The organism is Citrobacter amalonaticus (assembly GCF_018323885.1).
In the GTDB taxonomy this organism is placed as follows: Bacteria; Pseudomonadota; Gammaproteobacteria; order Enterobacterales; family Enterobacteriaceae; genus Citrobacter_A; species Citrobacter_A amalonaticus.
In genome coordinates, this window is record NZ_AP024585.1 from 3,171,096 (window position 1) to 3,192,954 (window position 21,859).

19 protein-coding genes are annotated in these 21,859 nt (G+C 54.2%); 2 read left to right on the forward strand and 17 right to left on the reverse strand.

Annotation, left to right across the window (positions count from 1 at the left end; genetic code table 11):
* Nucleotides 1–4 precede the first annotated feature (4 nt).
* From nuoM to lrhA, 13 genes are all read right to left on the reverse strand, one after another.
* Complete coding sequence (nuoM, locus tag KI228_RS15075) at nucleotides 5–1,534, reverse strand: NADH-quinone oxidoreductase subunit M (RefSeq protein ID WP_043000021.1); 1,530 nt, start codon at nucleotides 1,532–1,534, stop codon at nucleotides 5–7.
* Between the two features lie 252 nt (nucleotides 1,535–1,786).
* Entirely contained in the window at nucleotides 1,787–3,628 is a 1,842-nt protein-coding gene (nuoL, locus tag KI228_RS15080; RefSeq protein WP_043000020.1) for an NADH-quinone oxidoreductase subunit L, read from the reverse strand.
* A complete protein-coding gene (gene nuoK, locus KI228_RS15085) occupies nucleotides 3,625–3,927 on the reverse strand; it encodes an NADH-quinone oxidoreductase subunit NuoK (RefSeq protein ID WP_000612644.1) in 303 nt (100 codons plus the stop codon). Before nuoK ends, nuoL begins: the two co-directional genes overlap by 4 nt.
* Nucleotides 3,924–4,478: an NADH-quinone oxidoreductase subunit J gene (nuoJ, locus tag KI228_RS15090; RefSeq protein ID WP_043000019.1), complete on the reverse strand. Its 555-nt coding sequence runs from the start codon at nucleotides 4,476–4,478 to the stop codon at nucleotides 3,924–3,926. Before nuoJ ends, nuoK begins: the two co-directional genes overlap by 4 nt.
* An 11-nt stretch (nucleotides 4,479–4,489) precedes the next feature.
* The gene (nuoI, locus tag KI228_RS15095; protein WP_005129470.1) at nucleotides 4,490–5,032 is read right to left on the reverse strand and encodes an NADH-quinone oxidoreductase subunit NuoI; all 543 of its coding nucleotides are present in this window, start codon (nucleotides 5,030–5,032) and stop codon (nucleotides 4,490–4,492) included.
* 14 nt (nucleotides 5,033–5,046) lie between these two features.
* Entirely contained in the window at nucleotides 5,047–6,024 is a 978-nt protein-coding gene (gene nuoH / locus KI228_RS15100) for an NADH-quinone oxidoreductase subunit NuoH (RefSeq protein WP_043000018.1), read from the reverse strand.
* Nucleotides 6,021–8,747 carry an NADH-quinone oxidoreductase subunit NuoG gene (gene nuoG / locus KI228_RS15105; RefSeq protein WP_043001876.1) on the reverse strand — a complete coding sequence of 909 codons (2,727 nt, stop codon included), beginning with the start codon at nucleotides 8,745–8,747 and terminating at the stop codon, nucleotides 6,021–6,023. The genes nuoH and nuoG overlap by 4 nt, the downstream gene beginning before the upstream one ends.
* A gap of 83 nt (nucleotides 8,748–8,830) precedes the next feature.
* The gene (gene nuoF / locus KI228_RS15110) at nucleotides 8,831–10,168 is read right to left on the reverse strand and encodes an NADH-quinone oxidoreductase subunit NuoF (protein WP_042317808.1); all 1,338 of its coding nucleotides are present in this window, start codon (nucleotides 10,166–10,168) and stop codon (nucleotides 8,831–8,833) included.
* Complete coding sequence (gene nuoE, locus KI228_RS15115) at nucleotides 10,165–10,665, reverse strand: NADH-quinone oxidoreductase subunit NuoE (RefSeq protein WP_042317807.1); 501 nt, start codon at nucleotides 10,663–10,665, stop codon at nucleotides 10,165–10,167. Before nuoE ends, nuoF begins: the two co-directional genes overlap by 4 nt.
* 2 nt (nucleotides 10,666–10,667) lie before the next feature.
* Nucleotides 10,668–12,470 (reverse strand): NADH-quinone oxidoreductase subunit C/D, encoded by a 1,803-nt coding sequence (gene nuoC / locus KI228_RS15120; protein ID WP_080343264.1) that lies wholly within the window; start codon nucleotides 12,468–12,470, stop codon nucleotides 10,668–10,670.
* Nucleotides 12,471–12,559: 89 nt separating this feature from the next.
* Nucleotides 12,560–13,222 (reverse strand): NADH-quinone oxidoreductase subunit NuoB, encoded by a 663-nt coding sequence (gene nuoB / locus KI228_RS15125; RefSeq protein ID WP_003028075.1) that lies wholly within the window; start codon nucleotides 13,220–13,222, stop codon nucleotides 12,560–12,562.
* A 15-nt stretch (nucleotides 13,223–13,237) separates the two neighbouring features.
* Nucleotides 13,238–13,681: an NADH-quinone oxidoreductase subunit NuoA gene (gene nuoA, locus KI228_RS15130; RefSeq protein WP_042317806.1), complete on the reverse strand. Its 444-nt coding sequence runs from the start codon at nucleotides 13,679–13,681 to the stop codon at nucleotides 13,238–13,240.
* A 629-nt stretch (nucleotides 13,682–14,310) separates the two neighbouring features.
* Entirely contained in the window at nucleotides 14,311–15,249 is a 939-nt protein-coding gene (gene lrhA / locus KI228_RS15135; protein ID WP_043000017.1) for a transcriptional regulator LrhA, read from the reverse strand.
* Between the two features lie 929 nt (nucleotides 15,250–16,178).
* Here lrhA and alaA point away from each other — a divergent pair.
* Both alaA and yfbR read left to right on the forward strand, forming a co-directional pair.
* Nucleotides 16,179–17,396 (forward strand): alanine transaminase AlaA, encoded by a 1,218-nt coding sequence (gene alaA, locus KI228_RS15140; RefSeq protein ID WP_043000016.1) that lies wholly within the window; start codon nucleotides 16,179–16,181, stop codon nucleotides 17,394–17,396.
* Nucleotides 17,397–17,525: 129 nt separating this feature from the next.
* Nucleotides 17,526–18,125: a 5'-deoxynucleotidase gene (gene yfbR, locus KI228_RS15145; protein ID WP_141227601.1), complete on the forward strand. Its 600-nt coding sequence runs from the start codon at nucleotides 17,526–17,528 to the stop codon at nucleotides 18,123–18,125.
* A 47-nt stretch (nucleotides 18,126–18,172) separates the two neighbouring features.
* On the opposite strand, the gene KI228_RS15150 is transcribed toward yfbR, so the two are convergent.
* The 4 genes from KI228_RS15150 to yfbV form a co-directional block, all read right to left on the reverse strand.
* Entirely contained in the window at nucleotides 18,173–20,005 is a 1,833-nt protein-coding gene (locus tag KI228_RS15150) for an SLC13 family permease (protein ID WP_212807488.1), read from the reverse strand.
* A gap of 76 nt (nucleotides 20,006–20,081) precedes the next feature.
* Entirely contained in the window at nucleotides 20,082–20,759 is a 678-nt protein-coding gene (locus KI228_RS15155; RefSeq protein WP_044326791.1) for a sugar phosphatase, read from the reverse strand.
* Entirely contained in the window at nucleotides 20,752–21,246 is a 495-nt protein-coding gene (locus tag KI228_RS15160; RefSeq protein ID WP_042290698.1) for a YfbU family protein, read from the reverse strand. The genes KI228_RS15155 and KI228_RS15160 overlap by 8 nt, the downstream gene beginning before the upstream one ends.
* Before the next feature lie 83 nt (nucleotides 21,247–21,329).
* Nucleotides 21,330–21,785, reverse strand: a complete 456-nt coding sequence (gene yfbV / locus KI228_RS15165) for a terminus macrodomain insulation protein YfbV (RefSeq protein WP_042317796.1) — start codon at nucleotides 21,783–21,785, stop codon at nucleotides 21,330–21,332.
* Nucleotides 21,786–21,859: the final 74 nt, after the last annotated feature.

The following is a 21,859-nucleotide window of genomic DNA, read 5'->3' on the forward strand; positions in this document are numbered from 1 at the left end:
CGATTTACGGCCTTGTAGTAGTAACGGAATTAACAAACCACTGCTGGATGTTGCTCATCGCAGAATGCGAGGTATCCAGAATCGGCTGCGGATAGAAGCCAAGCAGTACCAGAAGCACGACCAGCAACAGGATGATAAACAGCTCACGCAGCGACATCCCTGGCAGCTCTTGTTGCGCAATCTGGCTCTTCGCTTTACCGAAGTAAGCGCGATGTAGCATCGCCAGCGAGTAAACAGAGGCAAACACCAGACCAAAGGTCGAAATCACGGTGATGACCGGAACCACCTGGTAGCTGCCAAACAGGATCATGAATTCGCCAACGAAGTTACCGGTGCCAGGCATACCCAGCGTCGCCACGGCGAAGAACATCGACAGTGCCGGTAACCATTTCATTTTGCCCCACAGGCCGCCCATCATACGCATGTCGCGGGTGTGCAAACGTTCGTACAGTTGACCACACAGAATGAACAGACCCGCAGCGGACAGGCCGTGCGCAATCATCTGAATCACCGCCCCCTGGTACGCCAGTTGGCTGCCGGTGTAGATGGCAATCAGCACGAAACCCATGTGTGAAACCGAGGTGTAGGCGATCAGACGTTTAATGTCGTACTGCGTGAACGCCATCCATGCACCGTAGAAGATACCGATAACGCCCAGCCACATCGCGATAGGCGCGAACTCCGCTGACGCGTTCGGGAACAGCGGCAGAGAGAAACGCAGCAGACCGTAAGCGGCGGTTTTCAGCAAAATACCGGCGAGGTCAACAGAACCCGCGGTCGGTGCCTGGGAGTGCGCATCTGGCAGCCAGCCGTGCAGTGGAACCACCGGCATTTTCACCGCAAACGCGATGAAGAAGCCCAGCATCAGCAGATATTCGACGCCATGCGACATCGGCGTTTTCAGCAGGTCTTCATAGTTGAAGGTCCACACGCCGGTCGCATTATGGTGAACGAACACCAGCGCCAGGATGGCAATCAGCATCACCAGACCGCTCGCCTGGGTGTAAATGAAGAACTTGGTTGCCGCCGTGATACGCGTTTTACCGTCGGACGCCTTGTGGCCCCACAGCGCGATCAGGAAGTACATCGGCACCAGCATCATTTCCCAGAAGAAGAAGAACAGGAACATGTCGATGGCAAGGAACACACCGATCACGCCGCCCAGGATCCACATCAGGTTCAGGTGGAAGAAGCCCTGGTATTTTTCGATTTCTCGCCAGGAACACAACACCGCCAGAACGCCAAGCAGACCGGTCAGCACCACCATCAGCAGCGACAAACCGTCGATTGCCAGGTGAATCGAGATGCCAAAGCGCGGGATCCACGGCAGGACAAATTCAGACTGCCACTGCGGAATGCCAGCAGACTGCGTCAGCGAATAACCGCCCTGTAGCCACAGTTGCAGGCCAAGCGCGAGCGTCAGTCCCATGGTGATCAGCGCGATCCAGCGCGGCACCTTCACGCCAAAGCGTTCGGTCTGCCAGCACAGGAAGCCACCGATAAAGGGGATTAATATCAACCAAGGTAATAACATGGTGATCTTTGTTCCTTGTTTAAGTCCGGTTCAGGCTATCTCACTCGTCATAGCGAACCCCGACAGTGCTCGCAATCCTCACATACCTCAGTACGCTCCGGTTGCGGTACACAGGCGGTGCTCACTCTGACTTCGCCGATAACGCCTGTCCAGTTGGACCTGATTTTCAACGAATTTTCTAAAAATTCTCTTTGAGCGTGTAGGCCGGATAAGCGTAGCGCCATCCGGCAGTCGTTCATCCAGCCCGCAAACTCAACGCAGTACCATCAGCAGTGCCAGCACCACTACGGCGCCAATGCTCATTGATGCGACATACCAGCGCAGATAACCGTTCTCGCTGAACAGCAGGCCTTTACCTGCAAAGCGGGAAAGGATGGCTGGCACGTTCATCAGGGCATTGAGCGGATCGCGTTTAAGCAGCCAGGCGACGCCAAGGAACGGCTTAACGAACACTTTGTCGTACAGCCAGTCGAAGCCCCAGGCGTTATACCACCAGGTGCCCAGCAGACGACCCGGCGCACTGTTGGCAATCGAGGTCACCAGAGTACGTTTACCCAGCCACAACCATGCGGCAATCAGGATGCCCGCAATCGCTACCACGCCAGAAGTCATTTCCAGGGTCATCACGCGGCCATGCTCAAGTTCAGTTGTCTGTGGCAGTACACCCTGCAGCGGCGGCACAATCAGCGCGCCTACGAAGGTGGACAGGATCATCAGGACAATCAACGGCAGGTGGTGAGTAATCCCCTTCCCTGCATGAGCATGAATTTGTTCTTTACCGTGGAACACGATGAAAATCATACGGAAGGTATACAGGGAGGTCATGAACGCACCGACCAGTCCTGCCACCATCAGATTGATATGACCATTCGCCATCGCGCCTGCCAGAATCTCATCCTTACTGAAGAAGCCTGCGGTAATCAGCGGCAGCGCCGACAGCGCCGCACCGCCCACCAGGAAGCAGAGATAAACCAGCGGAATGGACTTACGCAGGCCACCCATCTTGAAGATGTTCTGTTCGTGATGGCAGGCCAGAATGACGGAACCGGACGCCAGGAACAGCAGCGCTTTAAAGAAGGCGTGCGTCATCAGGTGGAAAATCGCCGCATCCCATGCCTGAACGCCCAGCGCCAGGAACATGTAGCCGATCTGGCTCATGGTGGAATAAGCGAGTACGCGCTTGATGTCGGTTTGCACCAGTGCGGCAAAACCTGCCATCACCAGCGTCACCGCACCCACGATACCGACCAGATGCAGAACTTCCGGGGTCATCAGGAACAGGCCATGCGTACGGGCAATCAGGTAAACACCAGCGGTTACCATCGTTGCGGCGTGGATCAGCGCGGAGACAGGCGTCGGGCCCGCCATCGCGTCAGCCAGCCATGTTTGCAACGGCAACTGTGCCGATTTACCCACAGCACCACCCAGCAGCATTAGCGTCGCCCACGTCAACATATTGTTGCCTGCGGCGAAGTGTGCTGGCGCCAGTTCAACCATTTCACGGAAGTTCAGGGTACCCAGCTCGTTGTACAGAATGAACAGTGCGAACGCGAGGAACACGTCACCCACACGGGTCACGACGAACGCTTTCATCGCCGCAGCGCCATTCTTTGGATCGGTGTAATAGAAACCGATCAGCAGGTAAGAGCACAGGCCCACGCCTTCCCAGCCGAGGTACATCAACAGCAGGTTATCGGACAGCACCAGAACAACCATGCTGGCGATAAACAGGTTCGTGTAAGCGAAGAAGCGGGAGTAGCCCTCTTCACCGCGCATGTACCAGGAGGCGAACATGTGGATCAGGAAACCGACACCAGTGACAACCGACAGCATGGTCAGCGACAGGCCGTCCAGTACCAGGTTGAAACCAATGTTGAAGTTACCGACAGACATCCACGTCCACAGCGGCTGGCTGAACGCCTGCTTGCCGTTGGCGAAGAAGTCCATCCCGACAAAGGCAGTGACCAGCGCCGCCAGACCAATGGAGCCTACGCCCACTGTTGCGGAGAGATTTTCTGACCAGCGTCCGCGAGAGAACGCCAGCAGGACAAAGCCAATCAATGGCAGAATGATGGTTAAGGCAAGCATGTTCATCCACGCATCTCACTTACTGAATCGATGTTCAGGTTCTGGCGACGGCGATGAAGTTGCAGCAACAGCGCAAGCCCTATACTCGCTTCGGCAGCCGCAAGGCTGATGGCGAGAATATACATCACCTGACCATCGGTCTGGCCCCAGTAGCTACCGGCAACCACAAAGGCCAGCGCGGAAGCGTTGATCATGATTTCCAGGCCAATCAGCATAAACAGCAGATTGCGGCGGATAACCAGACCGGTTAAACCCAGAACGAATAAAATCGCAGCGAGGATCAGTCCATGTTGTAAGGGGATCATGCGTGCTCCTCCGTTTTTCTTTTCGCGCTGTCGTCTTTACGGTTGCTCAGCACTTCACCTGAACGCTCTTCGCGTCCAACGTGGAAGGCAACAACCAGACCTGCCAGCAGCAGCATGGATGCCAGTTCAACCGCCAGTACGTAAGGCCCGAACAGGGTAATACCGACCGCTTTCGCGCTGATTGGCGTACCGTCGATACCCTGATCGTTAACCCCCAGAATGGCATAAACAATCACCACCAGCATGATGGCCGACAGAATTGCCGGGCCAATCCACACCTGCGGCTTCAGCCACTGACGTTCCTGTTCGATTTCAGAACCGCCCAGGTTGAGCATCATCACCACAAACACGAACAGCACCATAATGGCGCCCGCGTAAACGATGATTTCCAGCGCACCCGCGAAATAAGCGCCCAGCGAGAAGAACACCCCGGAAATCGCCAGCAGCGAAATAATCAGGTACAGCAGCGCGTGCACCGGATTGGTATGGGTGATCACCCGCAAGGTTGCGAGAATGGCGACCAGGCCACAGATATAAAAAGCGAACTCCATTGCCCCTCTCCTTACGGTAACAGGCTCTTGACGTCGATAGGCTTGGCTTCGTTCTCTGCTTCGCCCTTATCTTTGCCGTCGATTGCCATACCTGCCATCCGGTAGAAGTTATATTCCGGGTATTTGCCCGGACCGGAGATCAGCAGATCCTCTTTCTCGTAAACCAGATCCTGGCGCTTGTACTCACCCAGTTCGAAATCTGGCGTAAGCTGAATCGCGGTTGTTGGACAGGCTTCTTCGCACAGACCGCAGAAAATGCAGCGTGAGAAGTTAATGCGGAAAAACTCCGGATACCAGCGACCATCTTTGGTCTCTGCTTTTTGCAGAGAGATACAGCCTACCGGACACGCTACCGCACACAGGTTACAGGCAACGCAGCGCTCCTCGCCGTCCGGGTCGCGCGTCAGCACAATGCGACCACGAAAACGGGGCGGTAGATAGACCGGCTCTTCCGGGTACATCTGCGTTTCGCGTTTGGCGAACGCATGCAGGCCGATCATCCAGATACTGCGTACCTGGGTGCCGAAACCTACTAACAATTCTTTTAAGGTCATGGTCTTTGTGCCCCTTATTGCGCCTGCCAGAGAATGACAGCCGCCGTTACCAGCAAATTGATGAGCGTCAGCGGCAGGCAGATTTTCCAGCCGAAGGACATTACCTGGTCATAACGAGGACGCGGTAACGACGCACGAATCAAAATGAACATCATCATGAAGAACGCGGTTTTAATCGCGAACCAGATGAATGGCGGTAAGAACGGGCCCTGCCAGCCACCGAAGAACAGGGTAACCATCAGCGCAGAAATGGTGACGATACCGATGTACTCGCCCACAAAGAACAGACCGAATTTCATCCCGGAGTATTCAATGTGGTAACCATCGGCCAGTTCCTGCTCGGCTTCCGGCTGGTCAAACGGATGACGGTGACACACCGCCACGCCCGCGATAGCGAAGGTGACAAAACCAAAGAACTGCGGAATAACGTTCCAGATATCAGCCTGGCTGTTGACGATGTCGGTCATGTTAAAGGAACCGGCCTGCGCCACCACGCCCATCAGGGAAAGCCCGAGGAACACTTCGTAGCTGAGCGTCTGCGCAGACGCACGCATCGCACCCAACAGCGAGTATTTGTTGTTGCTCGACCAACCGGCGAACAGCACCGCATACACCGCCAGACCCGCCATCATCAGGAAGAACAAGATCCCGATGTTCAGATCCGCGACCACCCAACCCGGACTCACCGGCACGATGGCAAACGCCAGCAGCAGCGAGGTAAAGGCGATCATTGGCGCAAGGGTAAAGATGACGCGATCCGAGAATTTCGGGATCCAGTCTTCTTTAAAGAACATCTTGATCATGTCCGCAACCAGCTGGAGCGAACCGCCCCAGCCTACACGGTTCGGTCCGTAACGGTTCTGGAACAGACCCAGCAGACGACGTTCGCCAAAGCTCATGAATGCCCCGCAGGTGACCACCACCAGCAGAATCACCACCGCTTTGAGGATGGTCAGCAGGATTTCGATCAGATCCGGTGTAATCCAACTCATTGTTGTGCCTCCTGCAGATCCTCAAGACGCGCACCCGCCAGAACAGGGGCAATGCCCGGCATGCCCATCGGCAAGCCAACCTGCCCTGCCGTCAGCCCTTCGGCGATTTCAACCGGCAGCGTGACCGTATTGCCATCGTAGCTAAAGGAGACGCGGGTACCGGCATTCACGCCCAACTTCGCGGCATCGGCCGGGTTGAGTTTGATGTACGGTTGCGGCATGCGGCTCTGGAAGACCGGCGCACGCTGAGACAGTTCATCGCTACCAAACAAATGGTAGTACGGCGCGATACGCCACTGACCGTCCTGGGCCTGGAAGCTTGCAGGAACCGTCGCGAAGTAATCCAGACTGCCCTCTGAGGCTTCAATCAGACGCACACCCGGATCGCCATGGCGCAGTTTCCCGCCCACTTCATCCTGGAACTTGTTCCACGCCTGTGGAGAGTTCCAGCCCGGCGCCCAGGCAAATGGAATCTGTGAACGCGGCGCAGACGGCTGGTTGTTCCCTTCCATTGAGAAGGCAAACATCGTGTCTTTGTCCTGCGGCTGACGCGGTTCATGAACGCTGATGTTCGCGCGCATCGCCGTACGACCACTGTAACGGTGCGGCTCACGCGCCAGTTTCTGTCCACGAATGCGGAAGGTGGCATCCGGCGCAGCATCTTTAATACCGGCCAGTTCAGGGATCGCGGCGACAACCGCGTCGATCACGTGGTCAAGCTGCGTCCAGTCCACTTCGCGGTTCTGTACGGTGCTGTGCAGTGAATGCAACCAGCGCCAGCTTTCCAGCATGATGGTATTGCTGTCGTAGTACGCCGGATCGTAAACCTGGAAGAAACGCTGAGCACGGCCTTCGTTGTTGATGACCGTGCCGTCGCTTTCGGCAAAGCTGGCGGCGGAAAGCACCAGATGGGCGTTTTCCATGATCGCCGTACGCTGATGGTCAACCACCATCACCAGCGGCGCTTTTGCCAGCGCAGCATTCACGCGCGTTGCCGACGCATGACGATGCAGATCGTTTTCCAGCACGACCACCGCGTCAGCACGGCCGGTTTCCAGTTCGGTCAGCGCATCGTCGAGCGAACCACCGCCCATAATGCCCAGACCCATACTGTTAACCGAACGGGTAATCATCGTGATGCCGACGTCCGCACCGCGACCTTTCAGCGCTTTCGCCACGTTGGCAGCCGCCTGAATCACTTCTGCGCTACCGGCGTTGGTACCGGAAATGATCAGCGGTTTTTTCGCCCCCGCCAGCGCCTGGACGATCACGTCGATTTTGTTTTGCAGGTCGCTGCTGATGCCGTCAACGGCTGGCGCATTGTTGTCCAGCGCATGGGCAATCGCGAAGCCTAAACGCGCCTGATCTTCAACCGGCGCACGGTAGGTCCAGGCCGCGATATCATCCAGACGGGTGTTATCCACATTGGTCACGAACAGCGGGTGCTTCGCGCGTTGGCCGATGTTGAGGATCGCCGCAATCTGCCAGTCAGCCACTTTCTGGGCTGCCGCCATTTCGCGTGCCTTGCCTTTCACCGCCTGACGCACGGCCAGTGCAACGCGAGCGCCGGTCTGAGTGATGTCTTCGCCCAGCACCAGTACCGCATCGTAAGATTCAATATCACGCAGCGCAGGGGTATGCACACCGCCTTCACGCAGCACCTTCAGTGCCAGTTGCAGACGTTCCTGCTCGGATTGTGCAATCCCGGTATAGAAGTTTTCCGCCCCGACCAGTTCACGCAACGCGAAGTTGCTCTCAACGCTGGCGCGCGGTGAGCCGATGCCAATCACTTTCTTCGACTGACGCAGAATATCTGCCGCGCCCTGCATTGCCTGTTCGGCGTTGAGGGTGATCAGGTCATCGCCACGACGCTGTACTGGTTGACGCGGACGGTCTTTCAGGTTCACGTAACCATAGCCAAAACGACCGCGGTCGCAGAGGAAGTAGTGGTTAACGGTCCCGTTATAACGGTTTTCGATACGACGCAGTTCGCCGTAACGCTCACCCGGGCTGATGTTACAGCCGATGGAACATTGTTGGCAGATGCTCGGCGCAAATTGCATGTCCCATTTACGGTTATAGCGTTCGGAATGCGTTTTATCGGTGAATACGCCGGTCGGGCAGATTTCCACCAGGTTACCGGAGAATTCACTCTCCAGGGTACCGTCTTCCGGACGTCCGAAGTAGACGTTATCGTGCGCGCCATACACGCCCAGATCCTGACCGTCTGCATAATCTTTGTAGTAACGCACACAGCGATAACAGGCGATGCAGCGGTTCATTTCATGAGAGATGAACGGCCCCAGGTCCTGGTTGCGGTGAGTACGTTTGGTGAAACGATAGCGACGGAAACTGTGGCCGGTCATCACGGTCATATCCTGAAGGTGGCAGTTACCGCCCTCTTCACAGACCGGACAGTCGTGCGGGTGGTTGGTCATCAACCACTCCACCACGCTTTCGCGGAACTGTTTCGCTTCTTCGTCGTCAATCGAAATAAACGTGCCTTCGGTTGCCGGTGTCATACAAGACATCACCAGGCGACCACGCGTGTCTTCCGCGTTTTGGTATTGCTTCACCGCACACTGGCGGCAAGCACCAACGCTTCCCAGCGCCGGATGCCAGCAAAAGTACGGAATATCAAGGCCGAGAGACAGACAAGCTTCCAGCAGGTTGTCCGCTCCGTTGACCTCATATTCTTTGCCGTCTACATGAATCGTAGCCATAGTCAGCATGCTTCCAGTTGGCTTAGTCAGAGACTAAGCGTTAATCGAAATTCATATCGCGATACAGGCTCAGAGGCCTGTAATCACCAGCGCTCTTTCAGCAGGTTCGGCTGAATACCACCAATCGCGTGGGTATTGCTGAACGACTGCTTAATGCCAGCTTCGAATTCTTCGCGGAAATATTTAATGGCGCTCTGTAGCGGCTCAACCGCGCCCGGTGCGTGTGCACAGAAGGTTTTACCCGGGCCGAGGAAACGACACAGTTGCTCAAGTGTCTCGATATCCCCAGGCTGGCCTTCGCCACGCTCCAGCGCACGCAGAATTTTGACGCTCCACGGCAGGCCGTCACGACATGGCGTACACCATCCGCAGGATTCACGAGCAAAGAACTCTTCCAGGTTACGCACCAGAGGCACCATGCCTATCTCGTGGTCAACCGCCATTGCCAGCGCGGTACCCAGACGGCTTCCGGCTTTACCAATGCTCTCAAATTCCATTGGCAGATCGAGGTGCGCTTCGGTCAGGAAATCAGTTCCCGCGCCGCCAGGCTGCCAGGCTTTGAACTTCAGTCCATCGCGCATGCCGCCCGCGTAATCTTCGAGGATCTCACGTGCGGTGGTACCGAACGGCAATTCCCACAGTCCCGGATTCTTCACGCGACCCGAGAAGCCCATCAGCTTGGTGCCAGCATCTTTGCTCTTCGAAATGTTCTGGTACCACTCCACGCCGTTGGCGAGGATCGCCGGAACGTTACACAGCGTTTCCACGTTGTTGACGCAGGTCGGTTTACCCCATGCGCCGGAGGTCGCCGGGAACGGCGGCTTCGAACGCGGGTTAGCGCGACGGCCTTCAAGGGAGTTGATCAGCGCCGTTTCTTCACCGCAGATGTAGCGCCCTGCCCCGGTGTGAACAAACAGTTCGAAATCAAAACCGGTGCCCATGATATTTTTGCCGAGCAGACCGGCTTCGGTCGCTTCCGCAATCGCACGGCGCAGATGCACGGCGGCTTCAATGTATTCACCGCGCAGGAAGATGTAGCCCCGGTACGCTTTCAGCGCAAACGCGGAGATCAGCATGCCTTCCACCAGCAGATGCGGCAGCTGTTCCATCAGCAAACGGTCTTTATAGGTGCCCGGCTCCATTTCATCGGCGTTACACAGCAGGTAGCGGATGTTCATGGATTCGTCTTTTGGCATCAGGCTCCACTTCAGACCGGTGGAAAAGCCTGCGCCGCCGCGCCCTTTCAGGCCAGCGTCTTTGACCTGGTTGACGATTTCGTCCGGGGACAGACCAGTCAGCGCCTTACGCGCACCTTCGTAGCCGTTCTTGCTACGGTATTCGTCCAGCCACACGGGCTGTTTATCATCACGCAGACGCCAGGTCAGCGGATGCGTTTCGGGAGTACGGATAATGTCTTTCATTTATACCGCTCCAGCAGTTCAGGAATGCCTTCCGGGGTCAGGTGAGCGTGAGTATCCTCATCGATCATCATGTTCGGCCCTTTGTCGCAGTTCCCAAGGCAACAGGTCGGCAGCAGCGTAAAGCGACCGTCGAAGGTCGTCTGCCCCGGCTTGATGTTGAGCTTTTTCTCCAGCGCAGCCTGAATCCCCTGGTAACCGTTGATATGGCACACCACGCTGTCGCAATAGCGGATCACGTGGCGACCCACCGGCTGGCGGAAGATCTGACTGTAAAACGTCGCAACACCTTCGACATCGCTTGCCGGGATCCCCAGCACATCAGCGATCGCGTGGATCGCACCGTCCGGCACCCAGCCACGCTGCTTCTGAACGATTTTCAGCGCTTCAATGGACGCCGCACGCGGGTCTTCGTAGTGGTGCTTCTCGTGCTCAATGGCTTCACGCTCTGCCGCACTCAGCTCAAAAGCCTCGGTTTGTGGTTGTTGATTCTCGTGCATAATTAGCGGTCCACATCTGACATAACAAAATCGATACTACCCAGATGGACGATCAGGTCGGACACCAGGCTGCCACGTACTGCCACCGGGATCTGCTGCAAATGCGCGTAGCTCGGGGTACGAATACGGGTACGATAACTCATGGTGCTGCCATCGCTGGTCAGGTAGTAACTGTTGATACCCTTGGTCGCTTCCACCATCTGGAAGGACTCATTCGCCGGCATAACCGGGCCCCACGACACTTGCAGGAAGTGGGTGATCAGGGTTTCGATATGTTGCAGCGTGCGCTCTTTCGGCGGCGGCGTCGTCAACGGGTGATCCGCTTTGAACGGGCCTTCCGGCATGTTGTTGAGGCACTGCTCAAGGATGCGCAGACTCTGGCGCAGCTCTTCCACTTTCAGCATCACGCGGGTGTAGCAGTCGGAAACCCCGCCGCCAACCGGCACTTCAAAGTCAAAGTTTTCGTAGCCAGAGTAAGGGCGTGCTTTACGCACGTCGAAATCAATACCGGTCGCACGCAGCGCCGCACCGGTGCAGCCCCAGTCCAGCGCTTCTTTCTTACCGTAAGCGGCAACGCCCTGCGAACGCCCTTTCAGAATGGTGTTTTGCAGTGCGGCTTTCTCGTAAGAAGCCAGACGCTTCGGCATCCAGTCGAGGAATTCACGCAGCAGTTTGTCCCAGCCGCGCGGCAGGTCATGCGCCACGCCGCCAATACGGAACCAGGCCGGGTGCATACGGTAGCCGGTGACCGCTTCTACGATGTCGTAGATTTTCTGACGGTCGGTAAAGGCAAAGAAGACCGGCGTCATGGCGCCGACGTCCTGGATAAACGTCGAGATATACAGCAGATGGCTGTTAATGCGGAACAGCTCGGAGAGCATCACGCGGATAACGTTAACGCGATCCGGTACGGTAATGCCCGCCAGTTTTTCCACTGCCAGCACGTACGGCATCTCGTTGACGCAGCCGCCGAGGTATTCGATACGGTCGGTATACGGAATGTAGCTATGCCAGGACTGACGTTCGCCCATCTTTTCAGCACCACGGTGGTGGTAACCGATGTCAGGCACACAGTCGACAATCTCTTCGCCATCAAGCTGAAGAACAATACGGAATGCACCGTGTGAAGACGGGTGGTTCGGGCCGAGGTTGAGGAACATAAAGTCCTCGTTTTCGGTACCACGCTGCATGCCCCAGTCTTCCGGTTTGAAGGTCAGCGCTTCCATTTCCAGATCCTGCTTCGCTTTGGTCAGCTCAAACGGATCGAATTCGGTAGCACGCGCCGGGTAGTCTTTACGCAGCGGATGGCCTTTCCAGGTTGGCGGCATCAACAGACGCGTCAGGTGCGGGTGTCCGTCAAATTCAATACCAAACATGTCCCAGGTTTCACGCTCATACCAGTTAGCGTTCGGGAACAGTTTGGTGAAGGTCGGTACACGCAGGTCGTTTTCAGACAAGGCCACCTTGAGCATGATATCGCGATTGCGTTCAATGGAAATCAGGTGGTAGAAAACGGAAAAATCCGCGGCGGGTAACCCTTCGCGGTGTGTGCGCAGACGTTCGTCCATGCCGTGTAAGTCAAACAGCATGACGTAAGGTTTCGGCAATCTCTTTAAGAAATCGCCCACTTCCAGTAATTGTTCACGCTTGACCCAAACAACGGGTACCCCGGTGCGAGTCGCCTGAACGGTAAAGGCATCCGGCCCAAAACGGTTGCGCAGTTCGCCGATGACCGGGTCATCAAGGTGATCCCGGGTCTGCCATGCGGCTTCTTGCGCGGTTAAGTCGGTCATATTGTTCACCATTGCAAATGGTCCGTGGTGACTGTCGACAGAGCTTCGCGCGATTTATGTAGTGATAGGCGAAGTAAAATGCTGCTGCCGACAGGCGCAAATTAAATCTCGTCTGGTGTACGCAGATTCGTGACTGCAATGCGTTCGCCGCGTTTACGCTCGCGCTCTGACTGCATGTTGGCGCGATAAACGCCCTGATCGCCAACCACCCAGGAGAGCGGACGACGTTCTTTGCCAATGGAATCCTGCAACAGCATTAACGCCTGCATGTACGCTTCCGGACGCGGCGGGCAACCCGGGATGTAAACATCCACAGGGATAAACTTATCAACGCCCTGCACGACCGAATAAATATCGTACATACCGCCGGAGTTGGCACATGCGCCCATGGAAATGACCCATTTCGGCTCCAGCATCTGATCGTAAAGACGCTGAATGACCGGCGCCATTTTGGTAAAGCAGGTCCCCGCTACCACCATCAAGTCAGCCTGACGTGGTGAAGCACGCAGGACTTCCGCGCCAAAGCGCGCCACGTCATGCACGGCGGTGAACGAGGTCACCATCTCTACGTAGCAGCAGGAAAGGCCGAAGTTATAAGGCCAGATTGAGTTTTTGCGACCCCAGTTAACCATGTCATGGAGTTTGCCCATGAACACGTTCTTGTTAACTTCCTGTTCCAGGGGGTCGGTTACGATCTCCTGTTTTTGCAGGGGGTAACGGTCGTTCTCACCGTTAGGATCTATGCGGGTGAGCGTATAATCCATCTTAATGCCTCGCGGTTAGCGTTGACGATTAGCGATACTGTTCGTTTCCGGGTTCATACGCTCGCGGCGTGAACGCGCGGGCGTCCAGTCCAGCGCGCCAATACGCACCAGATAAACCAGACCTGCCAGTAACACAAAAATAAAAATTGCAGCTTCGACAAAGCCTACCCAACCGCTTTCGCGGATAGAGGTCGACCATGCGAACAGATACAGCGCTTCAACGTCGAAGATAACGAAGAACATGGCTACCAGATAAAACTTGGCAGACAGGCGTAAGCGGGCGGTGCCGACCGAGTCGATACCTGATTCAAACGGGGTGTTTTTTGACCTCGCGCGTGCGCGACCGCCTAAAAACCAACCGCCGATAAGCATCAGGCAGCACAGGCCAATGGCAACAATAAGAAAGATAGCGAATGCCCAGTGATGAGCGATGACTTCAGTGGATGTTGACATACTCATTGCTTACTCATCAAAAGTAGCGCCAAATTCTCTGCTCTTTTCGGCAGATGAACGCCACATCGATTCATGGGGAGGAATAAAAAAAACCTTACAATCGCTGCAGAAAATGTTTTAGACAGCCAATTGATGGGGTTTTTTACTCCTTTCTATAACCTTTTGTCAACTTTAACAAAAGTTTCCTCACATTAATTTACATGATAACAACACCCTTAACATTTAATGCGCTTTAGCACCGTGTCGATCGATTCACAGGCTAAATGGGGATGTTGTTGAATCGTGTCCGTTGTGAAGTAAGTAGAAAAAAACGCGCCTATTTTGACAGGAATTGATCCAAAAGCCTTCCCCTAAAAGGGAGTATTTTCTTGATCTGTGACACGCTTTTGTTAATCCACCTCAAAAAACAGCAACAATTTCTCTCGTTTTTTAACATGAGAGGGTTGACCTGCGAATTTCGCTTCTTTTTTACGCATTTTTTAATCGCAACGTCTACTCGCTGATTTATGAGGATTTTTACCTTTTTCCTCCTGCCCGTTAAGGATATTAGTACAAAAAAAGAACCACTGGATGTTTTTTAATCTCCAGTGGCTCTTTTTTACACTTGCCCTTTTTAATGCTTTTTTTGTGACCCGTTACTCATAGTCTCCCTGGACCAGCACGGAATCATCTCCCCCTTCTGGGGTAATTGGGCTGTACTGCCACGGATTCTGCCAGGTATCCATCGCCTGATAGATAACCTGCGCCAGATCGTTCTTCGAGGCCGGGTCACGGCACAGCAGGTATTCGGTGTCCGGCAACGGCGGTAATCCGTCAACTGCCCCCAGCACGCGTAGATCCGGACTCATCATTTCTACCGGACGCGCCGTCACGCCAAGACCAGCTTTCACCGCCGCGCGCACGGCCGGCAATGTCGACGCCACATAGGCCAGTCGCCAGGGGATGTTCGCCGCATTCAGGGTGGCAAGAACCACATCACGGAACGGACTGGGATCATCCAACAACACCAGCGGAACCGGTTCGCCCTTTTGCAGCACATACTCTGCGGCACAGTACCAGTGTGTCGGCGAGGTACGCAGCGTCAGGCTCTCAAACGGTCCGGGACGGTTAGTGGTGACGATCAGATCCACCTCTTGCGATTTCAGCATATCGAGCATGAAGGCATTTCGCTTCACTCTGACATCCAGCGCAAGCTTCGGATAAACCGAGCTAATGCGATTCAGGAGGAAAGGCAGTATCGTATCGGCGGATTCATCCGAAGCCCCGATAGTTAATACTCCCTGAAGATTGCTGAACATCAATGATGAGCAGGCCTCATCATTGAAACGTAGGATTTTTCTGGCGTAACCCAAAAGCTGAATGCCGTGTTCAGTCAACAGTTTGTTACGACCGTGACGAGCGAAGAGTTCTTTTCCCACGAGCTGTTCGAGGCGCTGCATCTGTTGGCTCACCGCAGACTGAGTACGACACACCGCTGCAGCTGCTGCTGCAAATGTGTTCAGATCGGCAACAGCAACAAATGTTCTCAGCAGATCGAGGTCGAGGTTAATTATCGGACGATTTGCATTTATCATAATTTTTCACTTACTGGCGGCTCATACTGAGCTTGTTAATGCTGTGCATACAAAATCAAGCAATTCCGTTTGTAATGCGCTTCCTTAGCAGAGTCACCCGCTGACAGCAGGTGAAAGTAAATAGGTATATCATGTGACTGGCGAAATGCTACCCTCTTTCTTACGTAATAATACCTTACGCGAACTCTCAGGTTATTTCGTTAAGAACGGGCTGACCTATTAAAGCCTATGTAGATTTCTGCCATTTTCTGGATGTAAAAAGTGTAAATGTAAAGAATGGAACCGGGCATACATCAACGAGAAATAAGCATACATGGCAGTAAGTTAGCCACAAAAACCCATTCGGGATATTAACAAATCATGCGGCCACATGTCATTTCATCATGCGTATCTTAACCTAAAACCTTTTTATTTATAAGCTTTAATGCGAATAATCTGATGCAAAGTTTTGTTATGTTTCTCAAATCAACTCGCTATTATTCGCGCCTTGCGTAAAGCCTTTTTAATTATTAAATAATAATTAATGAGATTCCAGGTCATTCATAAATCCTGCTTAACATTAGATTTACACCGCCAGGGTTCCCGTACATCCCGATAACACGGGCAGTGATTAATCTTTCAGTATTTACGAATTATTAAATGACGTCAGAATTCTCCCCGAAATTTCACGGGCGCTGAACCTTTTTGTAAGCAAGAGAATCGGCCACCCGTGAACGTAAAAATCGCAATATCATGCTATAAAAATCGGAATAACCTATTTTTATCTCTATATATTACGTAAAAATCAGTTAATGACAACACAATAGCACGTCACCATTCAGCAAAATCTTCTTCTGCAAAGCCTTCAAAACGCCCCGCTGGGGGAGTACATTGTTCCAAACTGACTTCCACGGCAGGAAGTGGTGATAACAGCATAAAGGTCAAGGTTCATGTCCCCCATTGAGAAATCCAGCAAATTAGATAACGTCTGTTATGACATCCGCGGTCCTGTTCTGAAGGAAGCGAAACGCCTTGAAGAAGAAGGCAATAAGGTTCTGAAACTGAACATTGGTAACCCCGCCCCTTTTGGCTTTGACGCCCCCGATGAAATTCTGGTGGATGTCATCCGTAATCTGCCTACTGCACAAGGTTATTCCGATTCCAAAGGCCTCTATTCCGCGCGTAAAGCCATCATGCAGCACTATCAGGCGCGTGGCATGCGTGACGTCACCGTCGAAGATATCTACATCGGTAATGGCGTTTCAGAGCTGATCGTGCAGGCGATGCAGGCATTACTGAACAGTGGGGACGAAATGCTGGTGCCCGCGCCGGATTATCCGCTGTGGACGGCGGCGGTCGCGCTTTCTGGCGGCAATGCGGTGCATTACCTGTGCGATGAATCATCCGACTGGTTCCCGGACCTTGATGACATCCGCGCCAAAATCACGCCGCGTACCCGTGGGATCGTCATCATTAACCCGAACAACCCGACCGGCGCGGTTTATTCCAAAGAGCTGTTGATGGAGATCGTCGAGATCGCGCGGCAGAATGATCTCATTATTTTTGCCGATGAGATCTACGATAAGATCCTGTATGACGACGCCGAGCACCATTCCATCGCCGCGATGGCACCGGATCTACTGACCGTGACCTTTAACGGCCTGTCCAAAACCTATCGCGTGGCCGGTTTCCGTCAGGGCTGGATGGTTCTCAACGGGCCGAAGAAGCATGCGAAAGGTTATATCGAAGGGCTGGAAATGCTGGCATCGATGCGTCTTTGCGCCAACGTGCCGGCACAGCATGCCATTCAGACGGCGCTGGGCGGTTACCAGAGTATCAGTGAATTCATCATGCCCGGCGGTCGTCTGTATGAGCAGCGCAATCGCGCCTGGGAATTGATCAACGATATTCCGGGCGTCTCCTGCGTGAAGCCGCGCGGTGCGCTGTATATGTTCCCGAAAATTGACGCGAAGCGCTTCAATATTCATGACGACCAGAAAATGGTGCTCGATTTTCTGTTACAGGAAAAAGTCCTGCTGGTTCAGGGGACGGCATTTAACTGGCCGTGGCCGGATCACGTGCGCATCGTCACCCTGCCCCGCATCGACGACATAGAGATGTCGCTGAGCAAATTTGCACGTTTCTTGTCGGGATATCACCAGCTTTAATCCAAAATGCGTTGCAGGACAAAACACCCTGGGTGTTTTGTCCTGCAACGTGAAGTATGACGAGCATTTGCATCCGGCGGCCTTCTCTGCGCACAATGACCTCCAGGTTGTCATCATGAAAAGGTCACTATGAAGCAGAGCCATTTTTTTGCCCACCTCTCCCGCCTCAAACTCATTAACCGTTGGCCTTTAATGCGCAATGTGCGCACAGAAAACGTCTCTGAGCACAGTCTCCAGGTCGCAATGGTGGCCCACGCGCTGGCGGCGATCAAAAACCGTAAGTTTGCCGGTCAGGTTAATGCCGAACGCATTGCGCTGTTGGCGATGTATCACGATGCGTCAGAAGTGCTGACCGGGGATCTGCCCACGCCGGTAAAATATTTCAATTCGCAAATCGCCCAGGAATATAAGGCTATTGAGAAAATCGCTCAGCAGAAACTGGTCGATATGGTGCCCGATGAGCTGAGGGATATTTTTGCCCCGCTGATTGATGAGCATGCATATAGCGAAGAAGAAAAGTCGATTGTGAAACAGGCCGATGCGCTGTGTGCGTATCTGAAGTGTCTGGAAGAGTTGTCGGCAGGGAATAATGAATTCCTGCTGGCAAAGACGCGACTGGAAAAAACGCTGGAGTCACGCCGCAGCACGGAGATGGATTACTTTATGGAAGTCTTCGTCCCCAGTTTTCACCTGTCTCTCGATGAAATTAGCCAGGACTCTCCGCTGTAACGGTTTGCCGGATGCACGTATGCACCATCCGGCAATGCGATACAACATTAAAACGGAAACAACATCGGGATCATCACCACGCATACCGCCATAACGATAATGGTGAACGGTACGCCCAGCTTAATAAAATCGCTAAAGCTGTAATTCCCTGGTCCTAACACCAGCGTGTTGACCGGTGATGAAACCGGCGTCATAAAGGCCGCCGAGGCCGCCATCGCGATCACCATCGCAAAGGGATAGGGAGAAACGCCCATCGACTTCGCCGCCGCCAACGCAATCGGCGCCATTAATACCGCCGTCGCGGTATTCCAGATAAACAGACCAATGGTCGCGCACAGCGCAAACAGACAGCCCAGCATCATGTACGGGCCATAACCGCCGCCCACGTCCATCAATCCTTTCACGACCAGATCCACACCACCGGTTTTTTGCAGCGCCAGCGCAAAAGGCATCATGCCGACAATCAAAATGATGCTGGGCCAGTGAATGGCTTTGTAGGCGCTTTCGGCATCAATACAGCGAAATTTTCCCATCAACAGACAGGCAATAATCGCCGCGATGGGATTAGGAATTTCGTCAGTCAGCATCAGCGCGACCATCAGCACCAGACAAAAAATCGCGTGCGGGGCCTGGCTGTGCGCCGGGGAAGCCTCGCTTACCTCTTCTGGCAGGTTCAGCGCGACAAAATCTCGCCCCTGCTTTGCCAGCATCCCGATCAGTTTCCAGTTACCGACGACCAGGATAATATCGCCCATCAGCAGCGGCTCATCGGCAAGCGAACCTTCGATCGCCACGCCGTCACGTTTCAGGCCAACCACATTCAGCCCATAGCGGGTACGAAAACCGATTTCCCGCACCGACTTGCCAATCAACTCCGATTCCGGGATCAGCGAGATTTCCGCCATTCCCACATCCAGCGCCTGGTCAGAGAAATACTCCCCACGCAGCACCATTGGCTCCAGCAATTGCTCGCTACAAAATTCACGGAGATCGACATCGGCGGCGGACATATCAATCAGTAACACGTCACGGGCGCGAAACTCCGATACCCCATTCACGTTTACGATCACCCGCCGAAAACGCCGCCAGCGTTCGACGCCGATCACGTTGGCGCCATAGCGCTCACGCAGTTTAAGATCGTCGAGGCGCTGACCGATCATCGGTGACCCCGGACGAATCGCCAGTCGACGCGCGCGCCCTGTCAGGCGATATTCTTTGATCAGATCGCGAAAGGTGCGACGTTTCCAGCTATCTCGCTGCTGTTGTGGATTGTCGCCTTTGAGCATAAAGCGCATCAGCAGCATATAGATAATGCCCAGCACCAGCACGACGAGGCCGATAGGCGTGACGCTGAAGAAGCTGAAACCGGCATAGCCTTCGCGCAACAATTCACTGTTAACGACCAGGTTGGGCGGGGTGGCCACCAGCGTCATCATGCCGCTGATAAGCCCGGCGAAACTGAGCGGCATCATCAGGCGCGACGGCGACGTTTGCATACGCATCGAGACGCTGAGTACCACGGGAATAAAGATAGCAACGACGCCGGTTGAACTCATAAACGCGCCCAGTCCGGCAACGGTCAGCATCAGCAGGACCAGCATTTTGATTTCGCTACTGCCCGCCATTTTCACCAGCCAGGTGCCCATGACGGTCGCCACGCCGGTGCGTACCAGCCCGTCACCGATGATAAACAGCGCGGCAATCAACACCACATTAGGGTCGCTGAATCCCGAAAAGGCCTCAGTAAGGGTCAGTGTGCCACTGAGAACAAAGGCTACGATGACAAACAGAGCTACCGCGTCCATACGCACTCTGCCCGTCGCAAACAAAATCACAGCAATCGCCAACAGCGAGAGAACCCAGATCAATTCACCGTTCACAACCTATCCTTGTCAGATGAGAAGATGGAATGATTCTGCCATAAAAAAGCCCCGACAAGCCGGGGCTAAATCATGATCAGGTATTTCTTAATACAACCACATCACCATTCGGTTGTTTGGTCACCGAAAGCTGCTCCAGGCTGGTCAGGGTGAAATCGACCTCATCCAGACGCGGCGTATCCGCCGGGGCATTTACTGCGATAACATGGCAGCCTGCGGCGAGTCCCGAGAGCACGCCCGCAGGGGCATCCTCCACCACCGCACATTCGTGCGGCGCTAAACCAAGCAGTTGCGCGCCGAGCAGATAAGCATCCGGCTCCGGCTTACCACGTTTGACCCGCTCAGCGGTCACGAAAACCTCCGGGGCTGGCAGGTTGGCCACCTGATGACGTGCGCGCGCAACCGGCATCGACCCTGATGTCACAATCGCCCACGGGATCCCGGCCTTGTTCAGATGGTTAAGCAGCGCAACCGCGCCAGGCAGCGCGGTGATGCCCGCCGTTTCTGTCGCTTCTATTTGCTCCAGACGCGTAAACTCCGCAGCGATTTCCGCCTCAGGTTTGCCCACCATGAAATGGCGCAAAGAGGTAATCGCCTGCTTGCCATGAACAAAACTTAACACTTCGTCATGCGTCAGCCCAAAACGATCGGCCCAGTTACACCATGCACGTTCCACAGCAGGTAACGAGTCAACCAGCGTTCCATCCAGGTCAAACAGAAAGCCCTTGCATTGCACGTTCACCTCCTCAGGCATTGATGATTTGGTTGATTTCGTTGGCGCTCAAATGATACTGACGCGGGCAGGCATGCCACGCGCTTAACATCCGCTGGTATTTTTCCCACATTGGGGTCTGCGCGTTGAAACCGTGCGTGCCGGCATCAAAATGGGTGTAACGTCCTTCCACATTCACCATAAAGCGAACATAACCGAGATAGCGCGCTTCCGTTGCGGCATCAAAGCCCAGGAAGGTTACCCGACGTTCATCAATACTTTGCGCATCTTTCAGGTTGGCCCAGGAGACATGCAGAGCGTGATACATCTCCATGATGTCGATAACCGTACGACAGGTTTCCTCTTTCAGCTCGCCAAATTCCCGATCCAGTTCGCGCATCTGCAGACCGTAACCGCGTTCAATGATCGTCTGCAGACGACGATAACGCTCGGCGTTAGTTGGATCGAGCATAGTCATCATTTTGTATTGATTAGACAAAATAAGACGTTGAGCGTTGGTCATTTCCATTTGGGACTCCTGTATCACTCTACAACGGTGAAAAAAAAGAAGGCATTAATATGCCTTCTTTTATATGCGTAATCAGGGGGCAATTACAAATCATCAAGGAAAGTTTTATCCAGTTGTTTGAAGGCACGCTTAAGCGTGTCAGCTAACGCCTGGTAATCCGGCTTCCCTTCAACCGGGGAGAGCGCTTGCCCCGCCTCCTGTAATTTGCCTCTGACTTCATAAAACCAGTTCAGGATCGAGGGCGGCAGCGGCGTGACGGAACGCTTCCCTAACCACCACAGCCCCTGCATCGGCAGGCTGAGCGCGAACAACGCGGTGGCGACGGCAGGCCCTAACTGGCCGCCCAGTGCTATCTGCCAGCACAGGGTAAAGATAGCGATCGGCGGCATAAAGCGAATAGCGTAACGTGTCATCCGAATCACGCGGTTCTCAACAAAGACGGGTGCAAGGCGCTTTTCCATTGGCCACGTCTTTGAGTAATGTTGCCCCCGACGAAAAAGGCTAAAAAAATTTACGGAGCGATGATCCGGCGTCGACATGGCTTACCTCAACTTCACATATAAAATTTCAAATATTTGTGCAAAACAACAACTATACGGGACAACGTTCAAAA